The organism is Mesorhizobium sp. NFR06 (genome assembly GCF_900115245.1).
Classification (GTDB): Bacteria; Pseudomonadota; Alphaproteobacteria; order Rhizobiales; family Rhizobiaceae; genus Mesorhizobium.
Map to the genome: position 1 here is coordinate 82,005 of NZ_FOVT01000001.1, position 20,514 is coordinate 102,518.

The 20,514-nt window shown below is 65.1% G+C and carries 18 protein-coding genes and 1 tRNA gene; 7 read left to right on the plus strand and 12 right to left on the minus strand.

Features of this window, described 5'->3' with window-relative positions; translation table 11 throughout:
* Positions 1-43 precede the first annotated feature (43 nt).
* Positions 44-889, minus strand: a complete 846-nt coding sequence (locus F3H96_RS00415) for a MurR/RpiR family transcriptional regulator (protein ID WP_188131277.1) — start codon at positions 887-889, stop codon at positions 44-46.
* A 161-nt stretch (positions 890-1,050) separates the two neighbouring features.
* Here F3H96_RS00415 and F3H96_RS00420 point away from each other — a divergent pair, with 161 nt between their 5' ends.
* A complete protein-coding gene (locus tag F3H96_RS00420) occupies positions 1,051-2,160 on the plus strand; it encodes a Gfo/Idh/MocA family oxidoreductase (RefSeq protein ID WP_149789968.1) in 1,110 nt (369 codons plus the stop codon).
* 165 nt (positions 2,161-2,325) lie between these two features.
* On the opposite strand, the gene F3H96_RS00425 is transcribed toward F3H96_RS00420, so the two are convergent.
* The 7 genes from F3H96_RS00425 to iolE are packed head-to-tail and all read right to left on the minus strand — an operon-like array spanning position 2,326 to position 9,411.
* Positions 2,326-3,264, minus strand: a complete 939-nt coding sequence (locus F3H96_RS00425; RefSeq protein WP_149789969.1) for a sugar phosphate isomerase/epimerase — start codon at positions 3,262-3,264, stop codon at positions 2,326-2,328.
* A gap of 28 nt (positions 3,265-3,292) precedes the next feature.
* Complete coding sequence (iolG, locus tag F3H96_RS00430; RefSeq protein ID WP_149789970.1) at positions 3,293-4,285, minus strand: inositol 2-dehydrogenase; 993 nt, start codon at positions 4,283-4,285, stop codon at positions 3,293-3,295.
* 59 nt (positions 4,286-4,344) lie between these two features.
* Positions 4,345-5,163, minus strand: coding sequence for a carbohydrate ABC transporter permease (locus F3H96_RS00435; protein WP_149789971.1), 819 nt, complete (start codon positions 5,161-5,163; stop codon positions 4,345-4,347).
* Positions 5,160-6,065, minus strand: a complete 906-nt coding sequence (locus tag F3H96_RS00440; RefSeq protein WP_149789972.1) for a sugar ABC transporter permease — start codon at positions 6,063-6,065, stop codon at positions 5,160-5,162. The genes F3H96_RS00435 and F3H96_RS00440 overlap by 4 nt, the downstream gene beginning before the upstream one ends.
* Positions 6,065-7,378, minus strand: a complete 1,314-nt coding sequence (locus tag F3H96_RS00445) for an extracellular solute-binding protein (protein ID WP_149789973.1) — start codon at positions 7,376-7,378, stop codon at positions 6,065-6,067. The genes F3H96_RS00440 and F3H96_RS00445 overlap by 1 nt, the downstream gene beginning before the upstream one ends.
* On the minus strand, positions 7,375-8,472 hold the full coding sequence (locus tag F3H96_RS00450; RefSeq protein ID WP_149789974.1) for an ABC transporter ATP-binding protein: 1,098 nt from the start codon (positions 8,470-8,472) through the stop codon (positions 7,375-7,377). The genes F3H96_RS00445 and F3H96_RS00450 overlap by 4 nt, the downstream gene beginning before the upstream one ends.
* A 27-nt stretch (positions 8,473-8,499) precedes the next feature.
* Positions 8,500-9,411, minus strand: a complete 912-nt coding sequence (gene iolE / locus F3H96_RS00455) for a myo-inosose-2 dehydratase (RefSeq protein ID WP_149789975.1) — start codon at positions 9,409-9,411, stop codon at positions 8,500-8,502.
* 508 nt (positions 9,412-9,919) lie between these two features.
* Here iolE and F3H96_RS00465 point away from each other — a divergent pair.
* Entirely contained in the window at positions 9,920-11,392 is a 1,473-nt protein-coding gene (locus F3H96_RS00465; RefSeq protein ID WP_149789977.1) for a PLP-dependent aminotransferase family protein, read from the plus strand.
* A gap of 21 nt (positions 11,393-11,413) precedes the next feature.
* Here the strand turns inward: F3H96_RS00465 and F3H96_RS00470 are convergent.
* Positions 11,414-11,490, minus strand: a tRNA-Arg gene (locus F3H96_RS00470).
* Positions 11,491-11,757: 267 nt separating this feature from the next.
* Positions 11,758-12,681 carry a DUF1003 domain-containing protein gene (locus tag F3H96_RS00475; RefSeq protein ID WP_149789978.1) on the minus strand — a complete coding sequence of 308 codons (924 nt, stop codon included), beginning with the start codon at positions 12,679-12,681 and terminating at the stop codon, positions 11,758-11,760.
* Between the two features lie 495 nt (positions 12,682-13,176).
* Here F3H96_RS00475 and F3H96_RS00480 point away from each other — a divergent pair, with 495 nt between their 5' ends.
* Complete coding sequence (locus F3H96_RS00480; RefSeq protein WP_149789979.1) at positions 13,177-13,626, plus strand: universal stress protein; 450 nt, start codon at positions 13,177-13,179, stop codon at positions 13,624-13,626.
* 286 nt (positions 13,627-13,912) lie between these two features.
* Here F3H96_RS00480 and F3H96_RS00485 read toward each other — a convergent pair whose 3' ends face one another.
* Positions 13,913-14,911 (minus strand): D-alanyl-D-alanine carboxypeptidase family protein, encoded by a 999-nt coding sequence (locus F3H96_RS00485; protein WP_188131250.1) that lies wholly within the window; start codon positions 14,909-14,911, stop codon positions 13,913-13,915.
* A gap of 327 nt (positions 14,912-15,238) precedes the next feature.
* On the opposite strand from F3H96_RS00485, the gene F3H96_RS00490 reads away from it, so the two are divergent.
* The 4 genes from F3H96_RS00490 (at position 15,239) to F3H96_RS00505 (ending at position 19,768) form a co-directional block, all read left to right on the plus strand.
* Positions 15,239-17,047, plus strand: a complete 1,809-nt coding sequence (locus F3H96_RS00490; RefSeq protein ID WP_149789981.1) for a methyl-accepting chemotaxis protein — start codon at positions 15,239-15,241, stop codon at positions 17,045-17,047.
* Positions 17,048-17,334: 287 nt separating this feature from the next.
* The gene (locus F3H96_RS00495; protein WP_149789982.1) at positions 17,335-18,441 is read left to right on the plus strand and encodes a hypothetical protein; all 1,107 of its coding nucleotides are present in this window, start codon (positions 17,335-17,337) and stop codon (positions 18,439-18,441) included.
* Between the two features lie 203 nt (positions 18,442-18,644).
* A complete protein-coding gene (locus F3H96_RS00500; RefSeq protein ID WP_149789983.1) occupies positions 18,645-19,256 on the plus strand; it encodes a nucleoside triphosphate hydrolase in 612 nt (203 codons plus the stop codon).
* A gap of 185 nt (positions 19,257-19,441) precedes the next feature.
* Positions 19,442-19,768: a hypothetical protein gene (locus tag F3H96_RS00505; protein WP_149789984.1), complete on the plus strand. Its 327-nt coding sequence runs from the start codon at positions 19,442-19,444 to the stop codon at positions 19,766-19,768.
* A 19-nt stretch (positions 19,769-19,787) separates the two neighbouring features.
* On the opposite strand, the gene F3H96_RS00510 is transcribed toward F3H96_RS00505, so the two are convergent.
* On the minus strand, positions 19,788-20,492 hold the full coding sequence (locus F3H96_RS00510; RefSeq protein WP_149789985.1) for a glutathione S-transferase N-terminal domain-containing protein: 705 nt from the start codon (positions 20,490-20,492) through the stop codon (positions 19,788-19,790).
* Between the last annotated feature and the right edge of the window lie 22 nt (positions 20,493-20,514).

Genomic DNA, 20,514 nt, shown 5'->3' on the forward strand with positions numbered 1-20,514 from the left:
TGGAATGAGCATTCCCAAGCTTAAAAGCGCCCCCCGGCGACGTTCAGCCCTTGCGCCTGCGCCCGGCTTCGCGGCGCTTCTCGCCGACGGCAACTGTTAGCGCCATGGCCAGCGCCATTGTCGCCGAGATCGAACGGAAGCCGCCGAAATCGGCCTCGGCGACCTCGAACCAGACCTCGGCGAATTGCGCCAGCGGCGAGAAGGATGAATCGGTGATCGCCACGATAGGCACGCCCTGTTCGGCGATCGAGCGCGTCTCCTCGATGGTCGCCGGCGCATAGGGCGAGAAGCTGATGGCGATGACGGCATCACGCGGCGTGGCGAAGCCGATCATCTCGGCGTTGAGCCCCGCGGCCGATTCCACCAGCTGGTTGCGGATCTTGAGCTTGCCCAGCGCATAGGCGATGTAGGACGCGACCGGATAGGAACGGCGCCTGGCCAGCACATAGATGGTCTCGGCCTTCGCCAGCAGCGCGACCGCCTCATCGAAATGCGCTTCGTTCAGCGACCGCGAAATGTCGCCGAGCGAAGTGCTGGCGGCGGCGACAAAACCGTCGAAGATCGCCCGGTGGCCGCCGCCTTCCTCCGCCTTGGCGCGCAAGGCCGCCAGCCGCTCGTCATAGGAGGAATTGCGTTCGCGCAGACGCTCGCGGAAAACCTGCTGCAGGCTGGTGAAGCCGTCGAAGCCGAGTTGCTGGGCAAAGCGGATCAGCGTCGAGGGCTGCACGCCGGCCGACGCGGCAATGCTTGCAGCCGTGCCGAAGGCGATGTCGTCGGGATTGTCGAGCGCATAGGCGGCGATCTGCGCTATACGCTTGGGCAGGCTGTGGCGCCGCTCCAGGATCGTCGCGCGCAGCGTCTCGAAATCGCGAGGCACCCGTTCATCCATCGTCGCTCCGCCCACGGCCATAGTGATAGTTTCCTCTCCTGCCTCATCATAACGGTTTCGCGCAAGAACACCATAAAAAATGATTTGGATGTTCCATTCTCAGGTGAAATGGACTAATTCATCCATACGAGCTTTCCCCCTTTCTTCCGGAGACAATCGACATGGTCGGAGTGGGCCTCATCGGCACGGGCTTCATGGGCAAGTGTCACGCCATCGCCTGGAACGCGGTGGGCACCGTTTTCCCAGATGTCGAGAAGCCGAGACTTGTGCATCTGGGCGAGGTGAATGACGAGCTTGCCCGGCGCAAGGCCGCCGAGTTCGGCTTCGCAAAAGCTTCCGGCGACTGGCGCGCCGTGGTCGACGATCCGGAAGTCGACGTCGTCTCGCTGACCACGCCCAACCAGTTCCACCCGGAGATGGCGATCGCCGTTCTGGAAGCAGGCAAACATCTGTGGTGCGAGAAGCCGATGGCGCCGAGTTTTGCGGAGGCCGAGACCATGACGGCCGCGGCGAAGAAATCCGGCAAGGTCGCCGTGCTCGGCTACAACTACATCCAGAACCCCGCCATCCGCCACATCGGCGCGCTGCTGGAGGAAAAGATCATCGGCGACGTCAACCTCGTGCGCATCGAGATGGACGAGGATTTCATGGCTGACCCCGAGGCGCTGTTCTTCTGGAAGCACGAGGCGGCCTCCGGTTATGGCGCGCTCGACGATTTCGCCGTGCATCCGCTCTCGCTGATCAAGGTGCTGTTCGGCCGTGTCGGCCGCGTCATGTGCGACATGGTAAAACCTTATGCCGACCGGAAAGTCGCTTCCGGCGGCCGCCGCGCGGTCGAGACCTACGACATCGCCAGCGTGCTCATGCATCTCGAGAACGGCGTCGCCGGCACGCTGCTGGTCAACCGTTCGGCCTGGGGCCGCAAGGGCCGCATCGCCATCCAGATCTTCGGCTCGAAGGGTTCGATCCTCTACGACCAGGAGCGGATGAACGAATTCCAGCTCTACCTCACCGCCGACCGGCCGACCGAGCAAGGCTATCGCACCGTCCTGGTGGCGCCGCACCACAAGCCCTACGATTCCTTCCTGCCCGCGCCCGGCCATGGCCTCGGCTTCAACGACCTCAAGATGATCGAATGCCGCGAGCTCCTCATGCGCATCGCCGGCAAGCCGGCGCGGATCATCGACTTCGACGAGGGGCTGGAGATCGAGCGCACGGTGCACGCGATGGCGCGCTCGTTCCGGGAGCAGCGCTGGGTGAATGTGAGATAGGGCAGCCGGATGCCCGAACCGGCGCGACGGGCCGCGCCGGTGGCGGCGCGGTTTAGAGAAATCCGAAGCGGGTGCGAGCAACTCGTCATTCGCTTTGAAACCTGCGGATTGCGGGCGGTGGGGGCCGCGGGCGGACCGTCATCGGACGGTCGTTATTGGCCCGCTTCAAGCCAAGTTGATGGCCACGTTGCGCAGCAACGCCACGGATTTGCGCATGCCTTCCATGGGCGAAAGCATCATGTCCTCGTGCTCGATCGAGAGCACGTCGTCGTAGCCGACCTGCTTCAGCGCGGTGCAGAACTGCCGCCACCAGGTCTCACCGTGGCCGTATCCCAGCGTGATGTAATTCCAGGCCCGGTCGGCATAGTGGTTTGACGGACGCGCATCGAGCACGCCGTCGATGGCCGCCGGTATCGGCTCGATGCGTGTGTCCTTGGCGTGCACATAGTAGATGGCTGAGCCAAGCTTGCGTATGGCGGCCATGGGATCGGCGCCCATCCAGATCGGGTGGCTGGGGTCAAAGTTCGCGCCAACCGTCTCGCCGACGGCATCGCGAAGCCTGAACAGTGTCTGGACGTTGTAGACTGCCTGATGGCCATGCAGTTCCAGGCACAATTTGCCCATGCCGAGATTGTTCGCGAACTTAACGAGATCTTGCCAGTAAGGGATGATACAGTCGTCCCACTGGTAGCGCTGGATGTCGGCGCATTCGGGCGGCCAGTCGGTGATGATCCAGTTGGGGTTGGCATCCCCCGGCCCGCCGGGCAACCCGGACATCATCACAACGCGATCGATGCCCATCAGGCTCGCCAGCCGGATCGTGTCCTCCGTCACCTGACGGTGCTTCCCGCCTTGCGGTCCCGGATGCAGCGGGTTGCCCGAGCAGTTGAGCGCCGCGATCGTCAACCCGTGGTCGCGGACCTTGGCGACGAATTCGGCCCGGGTCGCGGCGCTGTCCAGCATGGCCGCGAGATCGATATGCGGCGCGGACGACCAGTTGCCGCAGGCGAACTCCAGCGTCTCCAGCCCGAGCTCGGCCGAGGCGCGCAGCATCTCGTCAAACGACAAATTGCCCAGGCTGTCGGTGATCATGCCAATCTTCATTTCGGGACTCCCGGTTCATTCAGATCGCTCAGGGCTTCACAGGCTCGAACCTGCCGGACCTCGCCGAGGCAAGCGCTGCCTCGCAAAGGATCATCGCCTTGCGGCCATCGCTAGCGGTGACGGCGGGCTTCCTCCCCGTCTCCACGCAGGAAATGAAGTCATCGACCTCGGCGGCATAGGATTCCGCGTAGCGCTCGACGAAGAAATAATAGGGCTTGTCACGCGATATGCCCTTGCCGCCGTACATTTCCACCGAGGTCGGCAGACGGTTGCCGGCCTGCAGCATGCCGTCGGCGCCATGCACCTCGATGCGCTGGTCGTAGCCATAGGCGGCCCTGACGCTGTTGTTTATGTGGCATTGCCGGCCGGACGCCGTTCGCAGGATGAACATCGCGGTGTCGTAGTCGCCGAGCTTCCTGTATTGCGGCGCCACAAGCGAGGAACCGGTCGCGAAAAGTTCGACGGGCTCCTCGTCGAGCAGGTTCCGGGCCATGTCGAAATCGTGGATGGTCATCTCACGAAAGACGCCGCCGCCTCCCGCCAGTGCTTCCTCGGTTTCGGGTTCGGGATCGCGGCTGGTGATGATGACCTGCTCGACGGCGCCGATCTCGCCGCCGTCAAGGCGCTCCTTCAGCGCCCGGAAACTCGGATCGAAGCGCCGGTTGAAGCCGATCTGGAACGGCACGCCCGCTTTTTCGACCGCGGCCAGGCACTCGTCCGTGCGTTTCAGATCGAGGTCGATCGGCTTCTCGCAGAAGATCGCCTTGCCTTTCGCCGCTGCGGCCATGGCGAGCTCTGCGTGCGTGCGCGTCGCCGATGCGATGAAGACCATCTTCACCGACGGATCGTTCATCACGGTCTGGGTGTCTGCGATCTCGGCGCCGCTCTCGGCAGCGACCTTGGCGGCAGCCTCCCGGTTGGGATCGACGATGTAGCGCAGCCGCACCTTCGGGTGACGCGCGAGGTTGCCGGCATGCACCCTTCCGATCAGTCCCGCCCCGAACAGACAAACATCCATCATGCGTTCAACTTTCCTGTGCGGCCGTCTGCAACGGCCAGTTCAACATGCCCGGCCCGCGGTCACTTCACGGCCCCCATGGTCAGGCCGCGAACCAGGTGCCGCTGCACCAGCAGCGCGAAGAAGACGATCGGCAGCGCGCCGATGACGCCGGCGGCCGCCATCGAGGCCCAGTCGGTATCGATGCGCCCGATGAGCGTGGCGGTGCCGCGCGGCATGGTCATCGCCCGCGGCGTCGCGGTCAGCGCCAGCGCGAAGAGGAATTCGTTGAAGGTGACCAGCACCGCGAAGATGGCGGTGGCCGCCAGCCCGGGCGCGGCCAGCGGCAGCGTGATGCGGCGGAACGCGCCGAAGCGGGAATCGCCGTCGACCATGGCCGCCTCCTCGAGATCGACGGGGATTTCACGGAAGAAGCTCTCCATCATCCAGACGCAGAAGGTGACGTTGAAGGCTGTGTAGGTGGCGATCAGTCCAAGCCAGCTGTCCAGCAGGCCGAGGCTGAGCATCAGCAGATAGACGGGGATCAAGATGACGACCGGCGGGATGATGCGCAGCGTCAGCAGGAACAGGCCGACCTTGCGCTCCGCGGCGAAAGGCAGGCGGAACCTGGCGATCGCATAGGCGCCCATCGCGCCGACCACCAGGGCAATGGCGACGGAAAAGAAAGTCACCACAAGCGAATTGGTCAGATAAGAGCCAAACGGCTTTTCAGTGAACAGCCGAACGTAGTTGTCGAGTGTCGGAACGTGTGGGTAGAGCGTGCCTTCCTGCGTGATCTCCCGGTTCGACTTGAAGGAGGTCGAGACCAGCCAGTAGATCGGCAGCAGCACGACGGCCAGCACGCCGGTCATTACGCAGATGCGCGCCAGGCGAGCGTTCATGACGCATCGATCCTGCGCAAAAGCCTTATGGCGCTGAAAGCCAAGGCAAGCACAACGAGACCGATCGTCACGAACAACGCAGCCGCGTAACCGGTTTGCTGGAATTTGAAGGCGGTATCGTAGCCGTAGATCGAAATCAGCCTAGTCGCTTCGCCTGGACCGCCACGGGTCAGGACGAAGACCTGGTCGAATGTGCCAAAGGCATCGATCGTTCTGAGCACAATGGCGACAGCCAGCACAGGCCGCATCATCGGGAAAGTGAGATCGGCGAACACCCGCCACGCGCCGGCGCCGTCGACGCGCGCTGCTTCGAACGGCTCATGCGGCAGCGATTGCAAGCCGGCGAGCAGGATCAGGAACATCAGCGGCGTCCACTCCCAGATGTCGAGAATGACAAGGCCTATGAAGGCGTTGACGGGGTTGCCGAGGATCTGCACCTCGCCGCCGCCCATCCACTCGGAGATCGCCGTCAGCATGCCCGCGTCGCTGGCATAGATCAGCCGGAAGACAATGGCGACGACGACCGGCGTTATCACCATCGGCATGATGAGCACCGTCCTGAGCAGGCGGATGCCGCGAAACTCGCGCAGGCAAAACAGAGCCAGCGCGAAGCCGAGCACCGCCTCGAAGGACACCGACAGCGCGACGAACTTCACCGTGACCCAGAGCGAATTCAGGAACTGTGCGTCGCTCCAAAGATGCACATAGTTCTGCCAGCCGACATCGGAGACCGGCGAGCCGTAGCGGTAAGCCCTGGTGCTGGCCCTGAGGCCATCCCAGAGCGGATAGACCAGAACGCCGAGCACGATCGTCAGCCCCGGCGCCAGCATGAGATAGGGGAGGGCGAGGTCGAGCCCCGCCCCCTGCAGGCGATATTTGCGTGCCTGCGTTGCGCTTTGCATCAGTAGTAGCCGGCCGTGGTCAGGTAGTCCTTAACCTGCTTGGCGGCGTTGTCGAGCGCCGCACCGCCGCCGGAGCCGGCCTGCAGCGCCTTGTTGAGCTCGATGCCGAGCAGTTCCTCGACCTTTGCCCAGTCGGGCGTGCGCGGCCGAGGCAGCGCGCCGGCATCGAGCTGCTGCAGGGCCACCGGGATCAGCCGGTTGCCCGGCTTGGCGATGCCGAAGGCGCTGCGCTTGACCGGGATCGAGCCCGCTTCCGACAGCTTGGCCTGTGTTTCGGCGCTGGTGTACCATTTGAGGAACTCGATCGAGTTTGCCTTGTTGGGTGCCGATTTCGGCACGCCGGCAATGAAGATGCCCATCTGCGCGATCGCCGACTGCTGCTTCGGCACGACGCCGAAATCGAGCTTGCCGGCGACCTTGGTCTGGGCGGGATCGTCGGCTTTCAAGGCATTGCCGGAATACTGGATAATCGCGCCGGCATCGCCGCCAAGGATCGCCGCCCCTTCCTGGTCGGAATCGAACTCGACCACGCCGCTCGGTGCGTTCTGCTTCATCGTGCCGACGAAGAAATCGGCCGATGCCTTGCCTTCCGCCGAATTGAAGATCGGGTTCCACTTGTCGTCGAAGAAGGCGCCGCCGAACGACAGGAAGACAGGATACCAGCTGGTGATGATCGGGTTGCCGGAGACGCCGCGGAAGACGACCGGGTATTTGATCTTGCCGGCCGCCACCCCTTCCTTGCCCTTGGCGATCACCTCGTCCCAGGTCTTGGGCGCGCCGCCGGTGAAGACGTCGTTGCGGTAGGTGAGCGTCTGCAGATCGCCGACGAAGGGCACGCAGATCAGCGTCGGCTTGGCGTCCTCGAAACCCTTGACGCGCGGTCCCTTCTGCGGCGGCCAGTAGCCCATGTCGATCATCGAGCCGATCCAGTCCTTGTCGGCGCCGTCGATGCCGCCGGCGCCGAGATCCTCCAGCACATTGGCGGCGCCGAACTGCGGCACCCAGGGATCGTCGAGCAGATAGAGGTCGTATTGGCCGGCGCCGCTCTGGGCATCGGCGAACCACTTCTCGAGCGTCACGCCGTATTCGTCCTCGAGGAACTCAATGTCGAAGCCGGCCTCCTTGGCCTGCGGGATGATCTTCTGCTTGAACGGCGTCAGCCCTCCATCGGTGAAGGCGCCGATGATGACCTTCTTGCCGGCGGCTCTCGCCGGCACCGGTAGGCCAAGCGTGGTGAGGGCCGTGGTGGCCAAAGCCAGGCCGAGCCCGCCCTTGATGACGGAGCGGCGAGTAAGTCTGCTGGAATGCATCATTTCACTCTCCCATTGTTGCTGACCCTGTGGACGGCGGTGATGCCGACCGAATTGAAGAAACAGGCGTTCGCCGCGTCGAAGGCGACGCCGATGTTTTCGCCCACCGCACCCCGGAAATCGCGCCCGGCCCGTACCTGGACGTTGCCGCCGTCCAGGCGCACGTTGACCAGCGTCTCGTTGCCCATCGGCTCGACGACATAGATTTCGCCGGGCAGGGCGTTCGGCGCGTCGGATTGGGCGACGCTGCAATCTTCCGGTCTCAGTCCGATCTCGACGATCTCGGCAAGGCGGCACTCGGTGAGCCGCGCCCGCTCCAGCGCAACGATCTTTCCGCCCGCCATCACGCCTTGCTCGGAGAGCGCGACCGGCAGGATGTTCATCGGCGGGTTGCCGACGAAGGTGGCGACGAAACGGTTTGCCGGGCGGTCGTATATCTCGATGGGCGGCGCCATCTGCTGCAGCTCGCCGCCATGCATGACGGCGACGAAATCGGCCATCGTCAGGGCCTCGACCTGGTCGTGGGTGACGTAGATCGTGGTGGCGCTGAGGCGCTGGCAGAGCCGCTTGATCTCGCCGCGCATGGTGAGCCGCAGCCGCGCGTCGAGGTTGGACAGGGGCTCGTCCATGAGAAAGGCGGCCGGGTCGCGCACGATGGCACGGGCCAGCGCCACGCGCTGGCGCTGGCCGCCCGACAGCTGGCGCGGTCGGCGGTCGAGCAGATGGCCGATCTCGAGGATGGCGGCGACCTCGCCGATCTTGGCCTTGCGCCCGGCATCGGGCGTGCCGCGGATCCACAGCGGATAGCCGATGTTTTCGGCGACCGTCATCTGCGGGTAGAGCGCATAGCTCTGGAACACCATGGCGATGTCGCGGTCGCGCGGCTGCAGCCGGGTGACGTCGCGCTCGCCGATGAAGACCTTGCCGGCGGTCGGCATGTCGAGCCCCGCCAGGATGCGCAATGCCGTCGTCTTGCCGCAACCCGATGGGCCAAGCAGCGCGAGGAATTTGTGGTCGGGCACGGCAAGGTCCAGCGATCGCAGCACGTTGAGCGCGCCGAAATTCTTGACCACGTTTTGGTACAGGACCGAACTCATTGCCCTCCTGGGTGTCCCATTCTGCCTTCAGCCCTTGCGCTCGTGCACGTAGAAGCCTGCGCCTTGCGCCAGCCTCTTCAGATTGCGATACCCCATCGTGGCATAGGTCAAGGGATGCGCCTTGGCCGGATCCTGCTCGGCCTCCACCACCAGCCAGCCCGAGTAGCCCTGGCCGGCGAGGATCTTGAGCAGCGTCGCGTAGTCGATCGCGCCGTCGCCGGGCACGGTGAAGATGCCCTCCATCACCGCGCCCATGAAGCTCATGTCGGTGTCGCGCGCCTTCTTCAGCATCGCCGGGCGCACATCCTTGCAGTGCACATGCACGACGCGTCCGACATGCCGGCGCAACAGCTGCTCCGGGTCGCCGCCGGAGAACGCGCAGTGCCCGGTGTCGTAGAGCAGCCCGACCGCATCGCCGGTGCTCTGCATCAGCCTGTCGATCTCGTCGTCGGTCTCGACGATCGTGCCCATGTGATGGTGGAAGGCCATGCCGACACCGAAATCGGCACAGCGTTCGGCCAGCCGCGTGATCTTGGCGCCGTAAAGCCTCCACTCGTCGTCCATGAGCCTCGGCCGCTGCGAGATCGGATCGTGGATGGCGCCGTGGCGGCCGCGCGAGGTGTCGGCATAGACGACATTTCTGGCGCCGAGGTCGCGCAACAAAGTCAGATGCGGCCGAATCGCCTCGAATTCCTCGTCCACCTCCTTCTCGCAGATGCGGCCGTCATACCAGCCGGAAACCAGTGCCAGCCCGTAATGGTCGAGGATAGGCCTGAGCGTGCGGCTGTCGCGCGGGAACTTGCCGCCAAGCTCCGTTCCCGCATAACCAGCTGCCGCGGTTTCGCTGAGGCAGGTCTCGAGCGGCGTGTCGCCGCCCAGTTCCGGCACGTCATCATTGGTCCAGGTGATCGGGTTGATGCCAAGTCGAACTGTCGTCATTGCTCGCTTTCCGCCCCGCGGTCGGGTTGCTGCGGGGGTCTCGGGAGGAGATAGCTGCGGTCGGCGGGATGCAAAGCCCCGCCGTCTTCGTTCGGCCGGACGCCCTCCCGGTTGTCCCGCCAAGCCTACCTTGTCTTCGACGTCCTACCCCAACGTCACGAGGAGAAGTCTACGCCGCTCTGTCTCCATCGCGAGGGCCAGTTTTCCGGAAAATGAAGGAACCAGTTGTGTCCGCCGGCGGCTGTGGCAGGATGGGGGAGATGGAGATCAGCAAGATGTCGAACGTCGGCGGGACAGCGCCCCCCTCTGCCCTGCCGGGCATCTCCCCCACGAGGGGGGAGATCGATGTCACGTCGGCTTTCGCCAATCACCCGACGCTGCTGGACGAGCGGGGCGCTCAAACCGCCAATCTCCCCCCAAGTGGGGGAGATGTCCGGCAGGACAGAGGGGGGCGCGAAGGAACTCGACTCGGAAAGCCAGCGCGCTCGGCACGCGTTTGAGCTGAACCATGCGCCCCCACCCCAAGCCCCAGGCCTTCCCGCTCGACATGCTCGCCGTGAACCGCGCCAGCCCCGAGCACCTCTCGCGCCAGCTCTATCACGGCCTCGTCGCCATCATCCGCAACCGCAGGCTGGCGCCGGGCTCGGAACTGCCCTCCACCCGCGCTTTGGCCGCCGAGCTCGGCCTTGGCCGCAACACCATCGTCGCCGCTTACGAACAGCTCGCCACCGAAGGCTATCTCGCCAACCGCCAGGGCGCGCGTCCGGTCATCGTCGACCTGCCGGACGGCCCGCGCGAGACGCCGGCCGAAGCGCCGCCCGTGCCGCTGCGTGCGCCCTCCCGGCGCGGCCAGCAATTGCTCAGCCAGCCCTGCCATCACGGCAGGCCGGGGCACATTGCCTTCCACCCCGGCATGCCGGATGCGACGAGCTTTCCCTTCGGCGTCTGGGGCCGGCTGGTGGCGCGCCGCGCCAGCCATGGCGGCGAGACCCTATTCGGCACCTATGACGTCACCGGCCACCCGGCGCTGAAACAGGCGATCGCCGGCTATCTGTTCGCGGCGCGCGGCGTGCGCTGCCGTCCCGAGCAGATCGTCGTCACCACCGGCGCGCAGGCCGCCTTCGATCTTCTTGCCCGCCTGCTGCTCGACCCACGCGACACGGTGTGGATGGAGGAGCCCGGCTATTACGGCGCCAAGGCCGCCTTCACTGTGGCCGGCGCGAAAATCCTGCCCATCCCGGTCGACCAGGAGCGCGGCTGGCGTCTCGACGCGCCAAACTTTTCGCCCCGCCTCATCTATGTGACGCCGGCCTGCCAGCATCCGCTCGGCATCACCATGCGCATGGAGGAGCGGCTGCGCCTGCTCGACATCGCCGAGACCGCCAACAGCTGGGTGATCGAGGACGATTTCGACGGCGAGTACCGCTTTCAGGGCCGCCCCGTGCCGGCGATCCAGAGCATGGACCGCTCCGGCCGCGTCATCTATGTCGGCACCTTCGCCAAGCTGTTGTTCCCGGCACTGCGCATCGGCTTCATGGTGCTGCCCATGGAGCTGGCGGGGCGCATTGTCAACGCGCTCTCCACCACCGGCCAGTTCGCGCCGCTGCTCTTGCAGGCGGCGCTGGCCGATTTCATCACCGAAGGCCACATGAGCCGGCACCTCAAACGCATGCGCCGCATCTACGCCCAGCGCCGCCAGCTTTTCCGTGAGATTGTTTCCGAGCGCCTGCGCGACGAGATCACGCTGTCCCCCGCCGAAGCCGGCATCCAGGTGGTGGGCTATCTCAAAGAAGGCATCGACGACATCAAGGTCAGCCAGGCGGCGGCAAGAAGGGCCATCAACGTCTCGCCGCTGTCGAAATATTTCCAGAACACGGCGCCGACCCAGGGACTGGTGCTGGGCTATGCCGCGTGTGATGCGGCGCAGATGAGGGATGGGGTGGAGCGGCTGGCGGCGGCGATCAGTGAGACGCTGGGCTAAAGGACAGCGGCGCCAATGAATTGGCGCACCCGACAAGATTCGAACTTGTGACCTCTGCCTTCGGAGGGCAGCGCTCTATCCAGCTGAGCTACGGGTGCTTCCCGGTGAACCGGAAAACGAACCGGCCGGTGAGCCGGCCAGCCACGGCTTCTTAGCGGAAGCCGCTCCGGGCTTCAACGGCCAATTGGCGATTATGCGGTGGCCTGTGATGGGTTGATTGTCTCACCGATAGGGCTGTCGGGCATGGCGCTCCCCCTCCCCGTCCCGGCTTCGCCGAGCCACCATTCCGGGGCGAGCCGCGGGTCTCGCCCGTCCTTTCGGAACCCCCGCCCCTGGCGGGGGCGAGGAACCCAAGCTCCAAGGCCTCACCCCTCCGCCTCGCTCGTCGCCGCCCTTCGCCGCACCGCCCTTGTCGCGCGCTTCTGCTTCTTCGCGCCGGCCAGCTCGTGCATGGCGTCGAGCTGCATCTGCTGCATTTCGGCCAGCCGCTGCCATTGGCGCGAGATCAGGTAGTCGAGCTTTTCGTGCAGGTGCCGCACTTCGAGCTCCGCCTTCAGGTTCACCCGGTAGTCGTTGAAGGAGCGCAGCCGGTCTTTGGCTTCCTGGCGCTTCTGGCTCATCATGATCACCGGCGCCTGGATGGCGGCGATGCAGGAGAGCATCAGGTTGAGCAGGATGAACGGGTAGGGGTCGAAGGCGTGCACCGTGCCGGCGATCAAATTGAGTCCGATCCAGACCAGAAGCACGGTGCCAAACGAGATCAGGAACCACCAGCTGCCGCCGAACTCGGCCATGGTGTCGGAAACGCGGTCGGCGAAGGAGCGGTGCTCCTCGAACTCCTCTTCCGAGTTTTCCGAGATCGTGTCCTGCCTGGCGATCGATTCCACCACCTGGCGGTCGAGCTCGGAGAACTCGCCGTGCTCCTGCTGCAGCAACTCCTCCATGTAGCGCATGCGGTAGCGGCCAAGCTCCTCGCGGCTGATGCGGGCGCCGCGCGGCAGGTCGGGATGGTCGGAGCGGATGCGGTCGGCGAGGCTGGGCCGCAGATCATCGATGCGCACCAGGTCGCGCTTGCGGAATTTGCGCCCCGATATCGCCGACGGTTTCTTCTTCGGCTTGACCCGGCCGGGAACGTGCGGTTCGGAATCCGGCACTTCCGGCGCTTCGAGGATCTCGTCCGATCCGTGCTGCGCGTCCTCCGATACCGTTTCGGCCTCGAGATATTCGCCGGCGATGTCGTTTTCGTTGTCGGCTTGCTTTTGCGCGGCTGCCTTCGGGTCGCTGGCCATGGTCAGTGCTCCTGTTGTCGGCTTGCCATACGATACGCCGAGCCGGCGCGGCATATCCATGGTGAGTGTGAATCTTGTGTGACAGAACAAGTTCTTGTGATTGGGCGGGGCGCCTCGCAGGGCGCGGCGGGCAATTGCACAGGTTGGCGCCGCCCCCCGTCTCGGCTTCGCCGATCCACCATTCCGGGGCGAGCCACGGGTCTCGCCCGTCCTTCGGACCCCCCGCTCCGCGAGGGAGAGGAAATGCCAATCGCCAGGGGCGCGGCCCATTTCCTCTCCCTCACCTGTTCGGTGGGGGAGAGGTGGCTCGGACGAAGACGGAGTGGGGAAGCGCCGCGGCCAATTACACGCCCTGGCGCCACGATCCCGCGCGCCTGGCCCCATCCAACCCCTGTGGCCCGCCCGCCCGACAAACTACATCAAGCCTGAGCCCGTCTCGCCGGGCTCCCGCCACCCGGGGGCGTACCGCGCCCCGCGCAAAGAGGGATCGCCATCATGTACAAACACATCCTGATCGCCACCGACGGCTCGGAACTGGCCCAAAGGGGCGTCGCCCACGGCCTTGAGCTGGCCAAGGGCCTCGGCGCCAGCGTCACCTTCCTCAACGTCTCGGAATCGTTCCCGGCATTGGCCTGGGGCGGCGCCATGTCCGGCTATGTGGCCGCCGACGAATTGGCCAATTACGAGGAAAACGCCCGCAAATACGGCCGCGAGGTGCTGGGCAAATGCATGGCCGAGGCCGACGCCAAGGGCGTCGGCTCCAAGGGCATCCATGTCGAGAACAAGGCGCCCGCCGAAGCGATCCTCGAAGTCGCCGGTGCCCAGGGCTGCGACCTCATCGTCATGGCCTCGCACGGCCGCCGCGGCATCGGCCGCCTGGTGCTCGGCAGCCAGACCGCGGAAGTGGTGTCGCTGACAGAGATCCCGGTGCTGGTGGTACGGTAGGGCGCCCTGAGGCGGTGCCCTATCAGCTCGTCATCCTAGGGCGGAGCGACGCGCAGCGGAGCGCAGACCCTGGGATCCATGCCGTGACGTCTGCCGAAAAACACGGCGGAGCAGAAAGAGGAAGTCAGCGCCGGCGTTTCGGTGTCAGGGTCTGCACCGCTGCATCGCCCATAGGTCATGGCATGGATCCTAGGGTCTACGCGCGTCGCTTCGCTCCTTGCTACGCCCTAGGATGACGATGCCGAAGGTAATTCAGCGCGGCGCAGGGCATGATCCTCGCGACGCTCTACTGTGGCGGCAGCCCCGGCAGCGACGAATCGGTTGCCGGCATCCCTGGCGGCGGCAGCCCGGGAAGCGAGGAACCAGGCGCCGGCAAGCCTGCGAGCGACGAGCCAGGAACCGTTAACCCTGGCAGCGGCGAAGCGGCCTGCGGCTGCCCGGCATACATCAGCCGCGTATGCGCATCCGCGGTCGTCGGCGCAAGGCTGCGCTGGATCAGCTGCTCGACATGGTTGTTGCGCTGGCGCGCGCTGTCGGCGCCCATCACCACCACGATCAGGTGCCTGCCGTCGGCATTGTAGGAGGTGACGATGTTGTAGCCCGAAGCGCGGATGTAGCCGGTCTTGATGCCGTCGACGCCGCGCACCCGCCCGAGCATATCGTTGTGGCCGCGCACCAACCGGCCGCGGAACATGAAGTCGCTTTCGGAGAAATAGTGGAAATGCTGCGGGAAGCGGTGCTCGAGCGCCAGCCCCAGCACCGCCATGTCGCGCGCCGTCGTCGTCTGGCCGTCGTCGGGCAGGCCGCAGGCGTTGCGGAAATTGGTGCTGGTCATGCCGAGCTGGCGCGCCTTGGCGGTCATCATGGCGGCGAACTGCGCCTCGCTGCCGCCGCCCAGATATTCGCCCACCGCCACCGCGACGTCGTTGGCCGACTTCACCACCATGGCGCGGATCGCGGAATCGACGTCGATCGTTTCACCGCGCCGGAAGCGCAGCTTCGTCGGCGGCTGCGAGGCCGCATGGTCGGAGACCGGGATCTGCGTCTCCTTGGTGACGCGGCCGGAGTTCAGCGCCTCGAACAGCATGTAGAGCGTCATCATCTTGGTCAGCGATGCGGGATAGCGCTGCGCCGTCGAGTTGACCTCGAACAAGGTCTTGCCGGTCGAGGCATCGACCACGATCGCCGCGTATTTCTGCGGCGCCGCCGGAACGGCGAGCACGCTTTCGGGCGGCGCGGCTGTGGTGCAGCCGGCAACCATGAGAAGCAGGGCCAGCGCGGCCATCAATTTTTGGATGAGGGGCAAGGGATGCAGATAGGACAAGACTGTTCTTAAGCTGTTGCTGAGATGCCGGGAAGCTAGCCTAACGCAGATGCCGCGTCCAACCGGTTAACGGGCGTAACGACGTCTTTGCCCAGGTTTCACAGGCCTGTACGGGGCTGCCTTGCTCTCGACCTCGGCGCCGCCCCTCACCGGCAGGGCGATGCGGGGCAGCGTCAAAGCTGGTCCATGGGCGAATTCGGTGGCGCTCCGCCTCGGTCCAGACGTTCGCGCGCCTCGCCTTTGCCATCCCTTGCCACTATGATGGCGCATCGGTTTGGGGGGATCGGCATGTCGGAAATCGCCACGGGCACGACCTCGCTGCTCAAGGCATCGCTGAGCCGCACCGGCAAATGGGCGGCCAGCTTTGCCTTCGTCAGCGGCGCGGTCGGCGACGTGCTCAACCCGCTCGGACCCTTCGCGGCCTACATAGCGCTGGTCGCGGCCGTCGCGGCCGCCATCATCGCCATCGCCATGGTGCTGCGGCTGGTGCTGGCCGCCAAGGCGATGCCGGCGCTGATCTTCGCCACCAGCGCCGCGGCGATCGCCGGCGGCGTCTATGGCATCCAGCAGGAAACGAACTCGCAGAACGGCATCATCGCCAACCTCGTGCCGGCGGTAGCCGAGCTGCAGCAGTCGCTCGGCATCGTCTCGCAGAAGGTGGCGAAGATCGAAAAGACCGTCACCGAAACGCAGAAGACCGTCGAGGAGGTCAAGAAGTCCACCGACACGGTGGCCAGGACGACCGAGGAGATCGCGCAAACCCAGATCAGGCAGGCCGAGCAAGGCGCCGAGACGCAGAAGACGGTCGAGGCGGTCAAGCAGACCGCCGACACCCTGGCCGCCGGCCAGCAACAGCAGCAGGCACAGGCTGAAAAGCTGCAGGCGACCACCGAGCAGATCGCCGCCTCCATCGACGCCATCGCCAAGGGCTTCGCGCAGCTTGCCGCGCAGGGCGGCGCGATCGCCGATCCGAAGCGTCCGGATGAGTTTTATCACAACGCCCGCGTCTACGAACTGGCCGGCGACATGCTCAACGCCCGCCACTCCTACCTCGCCTTTGCCGGCTTCGATGTCGACGCCATCGATCCCTACACGCGCTTTGCCACGCTGCTCAGGGTGCAGGACGGCAAGGCCGGCGCCCGCGAAGTGTTCGGCCAGCTCGCCGAAAGGGCCAAGGCGCCGTCGATCAAGCTTGTCCACCTGTTGCAGTTCGACGATGCCCAGCGGCTCGACAAGCTCAACGCCTTCATAGCGGCCAACCCGAACTATGCGCCGGCTTACTTCCTTGAGGCGCAGGAATTTTCCGAGGACCGCCTCGGCAGCCAGACGCTTGCCGACAAGCGCAGCGAAGCCGAGGCGCTGAGCAAATTCGTCTCCTACGAGAAGGACGGCGGCCTGCTCAAATATTTCGTCGACCAGACCCAACTGGCCGATTGGCTGGACCGCAGCCGCAGCCGGCTGGCGGCGCTCGGCGACGTGCTCGATCCCTCACGCTTCGTACCGACGCTGACGCCGACGCGCTCCAACGCAGGCTGGTCGATGACGATTTCGCTGCCCGAGCCGGCCACCGCCATTTCCTGGCGGCTCGGCGATAGCGGGCCGTTCACCGACACCGGCCTGATGGCGATCAACGATCAGCGCACCGGCAGGGCGATGCCCAATCCGAGTTTCGAGTTGCCCGACAGTACCGCGGCCACCACCATCGCCATAAAGTATCTCGATATCAGGGGTCGCCAGACCGGCCCGTTCGACATCCGCTTCGATCCCGATGCGGCGCTGCAGCAGGGCAACAAGCAGATCCTCGACCAGTTCTGGACCTCGTGGATCGCCTTCGACGCCGGCGGCAATCGCGGCCTGGTCTATTTCACCCAGATGCTCTCCTTCCGCTGCGCCATCAAGCAAGTGCATTACAGCCTGAACGGCGCCGCGCTGGACAAGGAGATCAAAATGCCGCCCTGCGACGCCAAGGACCCTTACGCCATCCCGGCGGACTACCAGCCCTATTTCAAGGTCAAGGACGACGTGAAATCGATGGCGGTGCAGGTGACCTATACGGATGGAACCAAGTCGCCGGTCAGGGAGTATCAGCGGCAGTAGGGGCGGTTGGGGCGAATTGTTTGCGGCGCGATTTCTAACACTTAGCCCTGGTGTCGAAACGGCGGCGCCAGCACCCTGGAAATGTCGCCGCAGGCGACAGAGGGGGTTCTCGTGCGTGAAGCGGCGACGTATCCTTCGTCATTCTAGGGTCTGCGCGCGTCGCTTCGCTCCTTGCTCCGCCCTAGAATGACGAAGGGCGCGACGTCTTGATGCAAAATGCCAGTCGCCCCGCTTGCGCGCCCTCCCACGGTCAGGCTTTCCTTGCGCAAAGATTCGGGGAGGCATCCATGGACACGCTCACGATCGGCGCAAAGGGCATCTCCGTTTCCCTCGATCTCGCCGTCGGCCACATCGCAGCCATGGAGATCGAAGCCGGCGGCCGCACGCTGAAGCCGCTGCATCGCGCCCCCTGGGTCGGCTCGCCGCGCGAGACGTTGCCGCAAAACCTGCCCGAAGGCACGGTGCGCCTCTCCGGCGATTTCCTTTGCGCGCCGTTCTCCACCAGCGACGTCGAGGCGGCGCCCCTGCATGGCTGGCCGGCCAACAGTGAGTGGGACGTCGTTGAAAACAGTGCCATCGCCGGCGTCCGGCGCGCCGTCTTGCGGCTGCGCCGCAAAGTGATGGGTGCCACCGTCGATAAGGTTTTGACGCTGCGCGACAATCATCCCTTCCTCTACCAGGAGCACATCTTTTCCGGCGGCTCCGGCGCCATCTCCGTCGCCCATCATCCGATGACGGCGATGCAGGACGGCGGCCGGCTTGCCTTCTCGCCCAAGCGCGTGGCGGTCACGTCCGCCTCGCCGCTGGAGCCTGATCCGGCGCGCGGCCGCTTTCGCCTTGCCTATCCTGCCCGCGCCACCGATCTCACGCAGTTCCCGCTGGCCGCCGGCGGCACCGCAGACCTCACCGACTATCGCATGGAGGACAAGCGCGAGGATTTCATCACACTGGTCGAGGCCGATCACGGCGGCCCGGGCTGGACGGCTATCGCGCGCCGCGCCGAGCAGGATCTGGTGCTGGTGCTGAAGAATCCGGCCGAGTTGCCGATCACCATGCTGTGGTTCAGCAATGGCGGGCGCGACTATGCGCCCTGGAGCGGCCGCCATCTGGGCGTGCTCGGCATCGAGGACGGTTGCGCCGCGGTCGGCCATGCCGCCTCGCTCGGCGACAACTGGCTGAAGCATGAAGGCATTGCGACCGCCTTCGCGCTGGCCCAAGGACGATCGTTCTCGTTCCGCCATGTCATCGGCGCCGTTCCGTTCACCCAGGCCGAGCCGCCAAGCGGACTGGAAACCGTGCCCGACCGATTGCGCATCCTTGCTTCGAACGGCGCGACCCGGGAGGTGCCTTTCGACGGCGAATTCCTGCGCATCGGCCGATCCGTTCCGGCGTGAAGGTTCAGGCCACAGCGCCTGAGATCTCGTCAATCCAGGGCGGAGCAAGGAGCGTGGATGACGAAGGGATGGGCGTCTCGGCTAATCTCGAAGGCGGGAGACTGCCCGACAAGCCGTCGAAACGTTGGCATCATGTAACCAGGTTTGAAATTTCCGCCGACAGCCGCCAAGATGTGGCCGGATTCGCTAACGCAGAGGCGCCGATGTCCGACCTAGCCCATATCACCGCCGCCATCTTCAAGCGCGCCGGCAAAGCCAAGCGTTTCGTCGTTGCCATCGCCGGCCCGCCGGGAGCCGGCAAGTCGACCATATCGGGCAGGTTGCATGAATTGCTGCCCGAAGGCACGTCCGAAGTCGTGCCGATGGATGGCTTCCATTATGACGACATCATTCTCAACCGCCGTGGCTTGCGCTCGCGCAAGGGCGCGCCGGAAACCTTCGATTTCGCCGGCTTCGAGACGCTGTTGAAGCGCATCCGCTCCGGCGAGCCCGATATCGCCATCCCGGTGTTCGATCGCAACATCGAGTTGTCGCGCGCGGCGGCCGAGATCGTTTCCGCCGACGCCAAGTTCATCCTCGTCGAGGGCAATTATCTGCTGCTCGACGAGGAGCCGTGGTCGCGGCTGGCGCCTTTGTTCGATTTCACCATCTTCGTCGACGTGCCGCGGGGCGAGCTCGAGCGTCGGTTGATGGAGCGCTGGCGCGAACACGGCAAGTCCGATGAGGACGCCCGCGCCTGGATCGCCTCCAATGACATGCCCAACATCGAGCGGGTGCTGGCGCGGCGCCGGCCGGCCGACATGGTCATTGGTTAATGACTGGTCATTGGTCAATGACCCTGCTGATTGGTTAACCCGCTCAATTTTCAATATTTTTCGACGGGAACCTTAAGGTTTTCACGCCGTTATGACCCTATCCCGAATTGTCCGGCGCCGGAGCAGGACGGTGTGCAACCGCATTCCGTCCCGAATTGCGGAAAAGAAATAGCAGGAGCCGTCAGATGGCAGCCAACAGCAGAAAACCCGCGGCCAAAAAAACCAGGGCCGGCCAATCCAGGACGACGCAGGTCAAGCCTGGCGCGGGCCCCGCGGTCGCGGAGCGTTCGAAAGATGTCAAGCCGACTTTCGGCAAGGCGTCGCCGAAGAAAGTAACGCCCGACGCGCTTCACAAGGTCGCGGCCAAGAGCGCGAAGCATCCAAAGCCGGCGGCAAAGAAATCCGGCCCGATCCGCACCGTTGCGAGCGTCGCGACGGGAGCGGTCGTCGCCACCGCGAGGCTTGCGGCCTCCGTGTTCGGCCGGGGTGGCGCCAAGGCCAAGGCGAAATAGAGACGCTGAACCGCTCTTCTTAACCCTTTGCCGGGATGGTTAGGCCGCGTTTCACCGCCGGCCGCGCCAGGCCGCGCTCCAGCCATTCGGCGACGGTCGGGAAATCATCGAAGCCGACCAGTTCGCGCGCCTCGTAGAAGCCGATCAGGTTGCGCACCCAGCCCAGCATCGAAACGTCGGCGATGCTGTAGTCGTCGTCCATGATCCACTTGCGGCCCTTCAGGCGCGTTTCCAGGACGCCGATCAGCCGCCGCGACTCGTCGCGGTAACGCTCCAGCGGCCGCTTGTCGGCGATCTCGCGTCCGGCGAATTTGTGGAAGAAGCCGACCTGTCCGAAGATCGGGCCGATCGCCGCCATCTGGAAGAACACCCACTGGATCGTCTCGTAGCGTCGCGCCGGATCGGCGGGAATGAGCTTGCCGGTCTTGTCGGCCAGGTAGAGCAGGATGGCGCCGGACTCGAACAGGCCGATCGGCTTGCCGCCCGGACCGTCCGGATCGATGATCGCCGGTATCTTGCCGTTCGGGTTGAGCGACAGGAATTCCGGCGTCCAGCTCTCGTTCTTACCGATATCGACGTAGTGCGGCTCGTAGGGCAGGCCGATCTCCTCCAGCGCGATCGAGACCTTCACGCCATTGGGAGTCGTGGCGGAATAAAGCTGCAGCCGGTCGGGGTGGTTGGCCGGCCAGCGCTTGGCGATCGGAAAGGCGGACAGGTCGGTCATCGGAAACTCCGAATGCGTGGAA

Bases quoted from the DNA above. Each gene is read 5' to 3' on its own strand.
- F3H96_RS00415 (WP_188131277.1), bottom strand. From the start codon at position 889: ATGGATGAACGGGTGCCTCGCGATTTCGAGACGCTGCGCGCGACGATC.
- F3H96_RS00420 (WP_149789968.1), top strand. From the start codon at position 1,051: ATGGTCGGAGTGGGCCTCATCGGCACGGGCTTCATGGGCAAGTGTCAC.
- F3H96_RS00425 (WP_149789969.1), bottom strand. From the start codon at position 3,264: ATGAAGATTGGCATGATCACCGACAGCCTGGGCAATTTGTCGTTTGAC.
- iolG (WP_149789970.1), bottom strand. From the start codon at position 4,285: ATGATGGATGTTTGTCTGTTCGGGGCGGGACTGATCGGAAGGGTGCAT.
- F3H96_RS00435 (WP_149789971.1), bottom strand. From the start codon at position 5,163: ATGAACGCTCGCCTGGCGCGCATCTGCGTAATGACCGGCGTGCTGGCC.
- F3H96_RS00440 (WP_149789972.1), bottom strand. From the start codon at position 6,065: ATGCAAAGCGCAACGCAGGCACGCAAATATCGCCTGCAGGGGGCGGGG.
- F3H96_RS00445 (WP_149789973.1), bottom strand. From the start codon at position 7,378: ATGATGCATTCCAGCAGACTTACTCGCCGCTCCGTCATCAAGGGCGGG.
- F3H96_RS00450 (WP_149789974.1), bottom strand. From the start codon at position 8,472: ATGAGTTCGGTCCTGTACCAAAACGTGGTCAAGAATTTCGGCGCGCTC.
- iolE (WP_149789975.1), bottom strand. From the start codon at position 9,411: ATGACGACAGTTCGACTTGGCATCAACCCGATCACCTGGACCAATGAT.
- F3H96_RS00465 (WP_149789977.1), top strand. From the start codon at position 9,920: ATGCGCCCCCACCCCAAGCCCCAGGCCTTCCCGCTCGACATGCTCGCC.
- F3H96_RS00475 (WP_149789978.1), bottom strand. From the start codon at position 12,681: ATGGCCAGCGACCCGAAGGCAGCCGCGCAAAAGCAAGCCGACAACGAA.
- F3H96_RS00480 (WP_149789979.1), top strand. From the start codon at position 13,177: ATGTACAAACACATCCTGATCGCCACCGACGGCTCGGAACTGGCCCAA.
- F3H96_RS00485 (WP_188131250.1), bottom strand. From the start codon at position 14,911: ATGGCCGCGCTGGCCCTGCTTCTCATGGTTGCCGGCTGCACCACAGCC.
- F3H96_RS00490 (WP_149789981.1), top strand. From the start codon at position 15,239: ATGTCGGAAATCGCCACGGGCACGACCTCGCTGCTCAAGGCATCGCTG.
- F3H96_RS00495 (WP_149789982.1), top strand. From the start codon at position 17,335: ATGGACACGCTCACGATCGGCGCAAAGGGCATCTCCGTTTCCCTCGAT.
- F3H96_RS00500 (WP_149789983.1), top strand. From the start codon at position 18,645: ATGTCCGACCTAGCCCATATCACCGCCGCCATCTTCAAGCGCGCCGGC.
- F3H96_RS00505 (WP_149789984.1), top strand. From the start codon at position 19,442: ATGGCAGCCAACAGCAGAAAACCCGCGGCCAAAAAAACCAGGGCCGGC.
- F3H96_RS00510 (WP_149789985.1), bottom strand. From the start codon at position 20,492: ATGACCGACCTGTCCGCCTTTCCGATCGCCAAGCGCTGGCCGGCCAAC.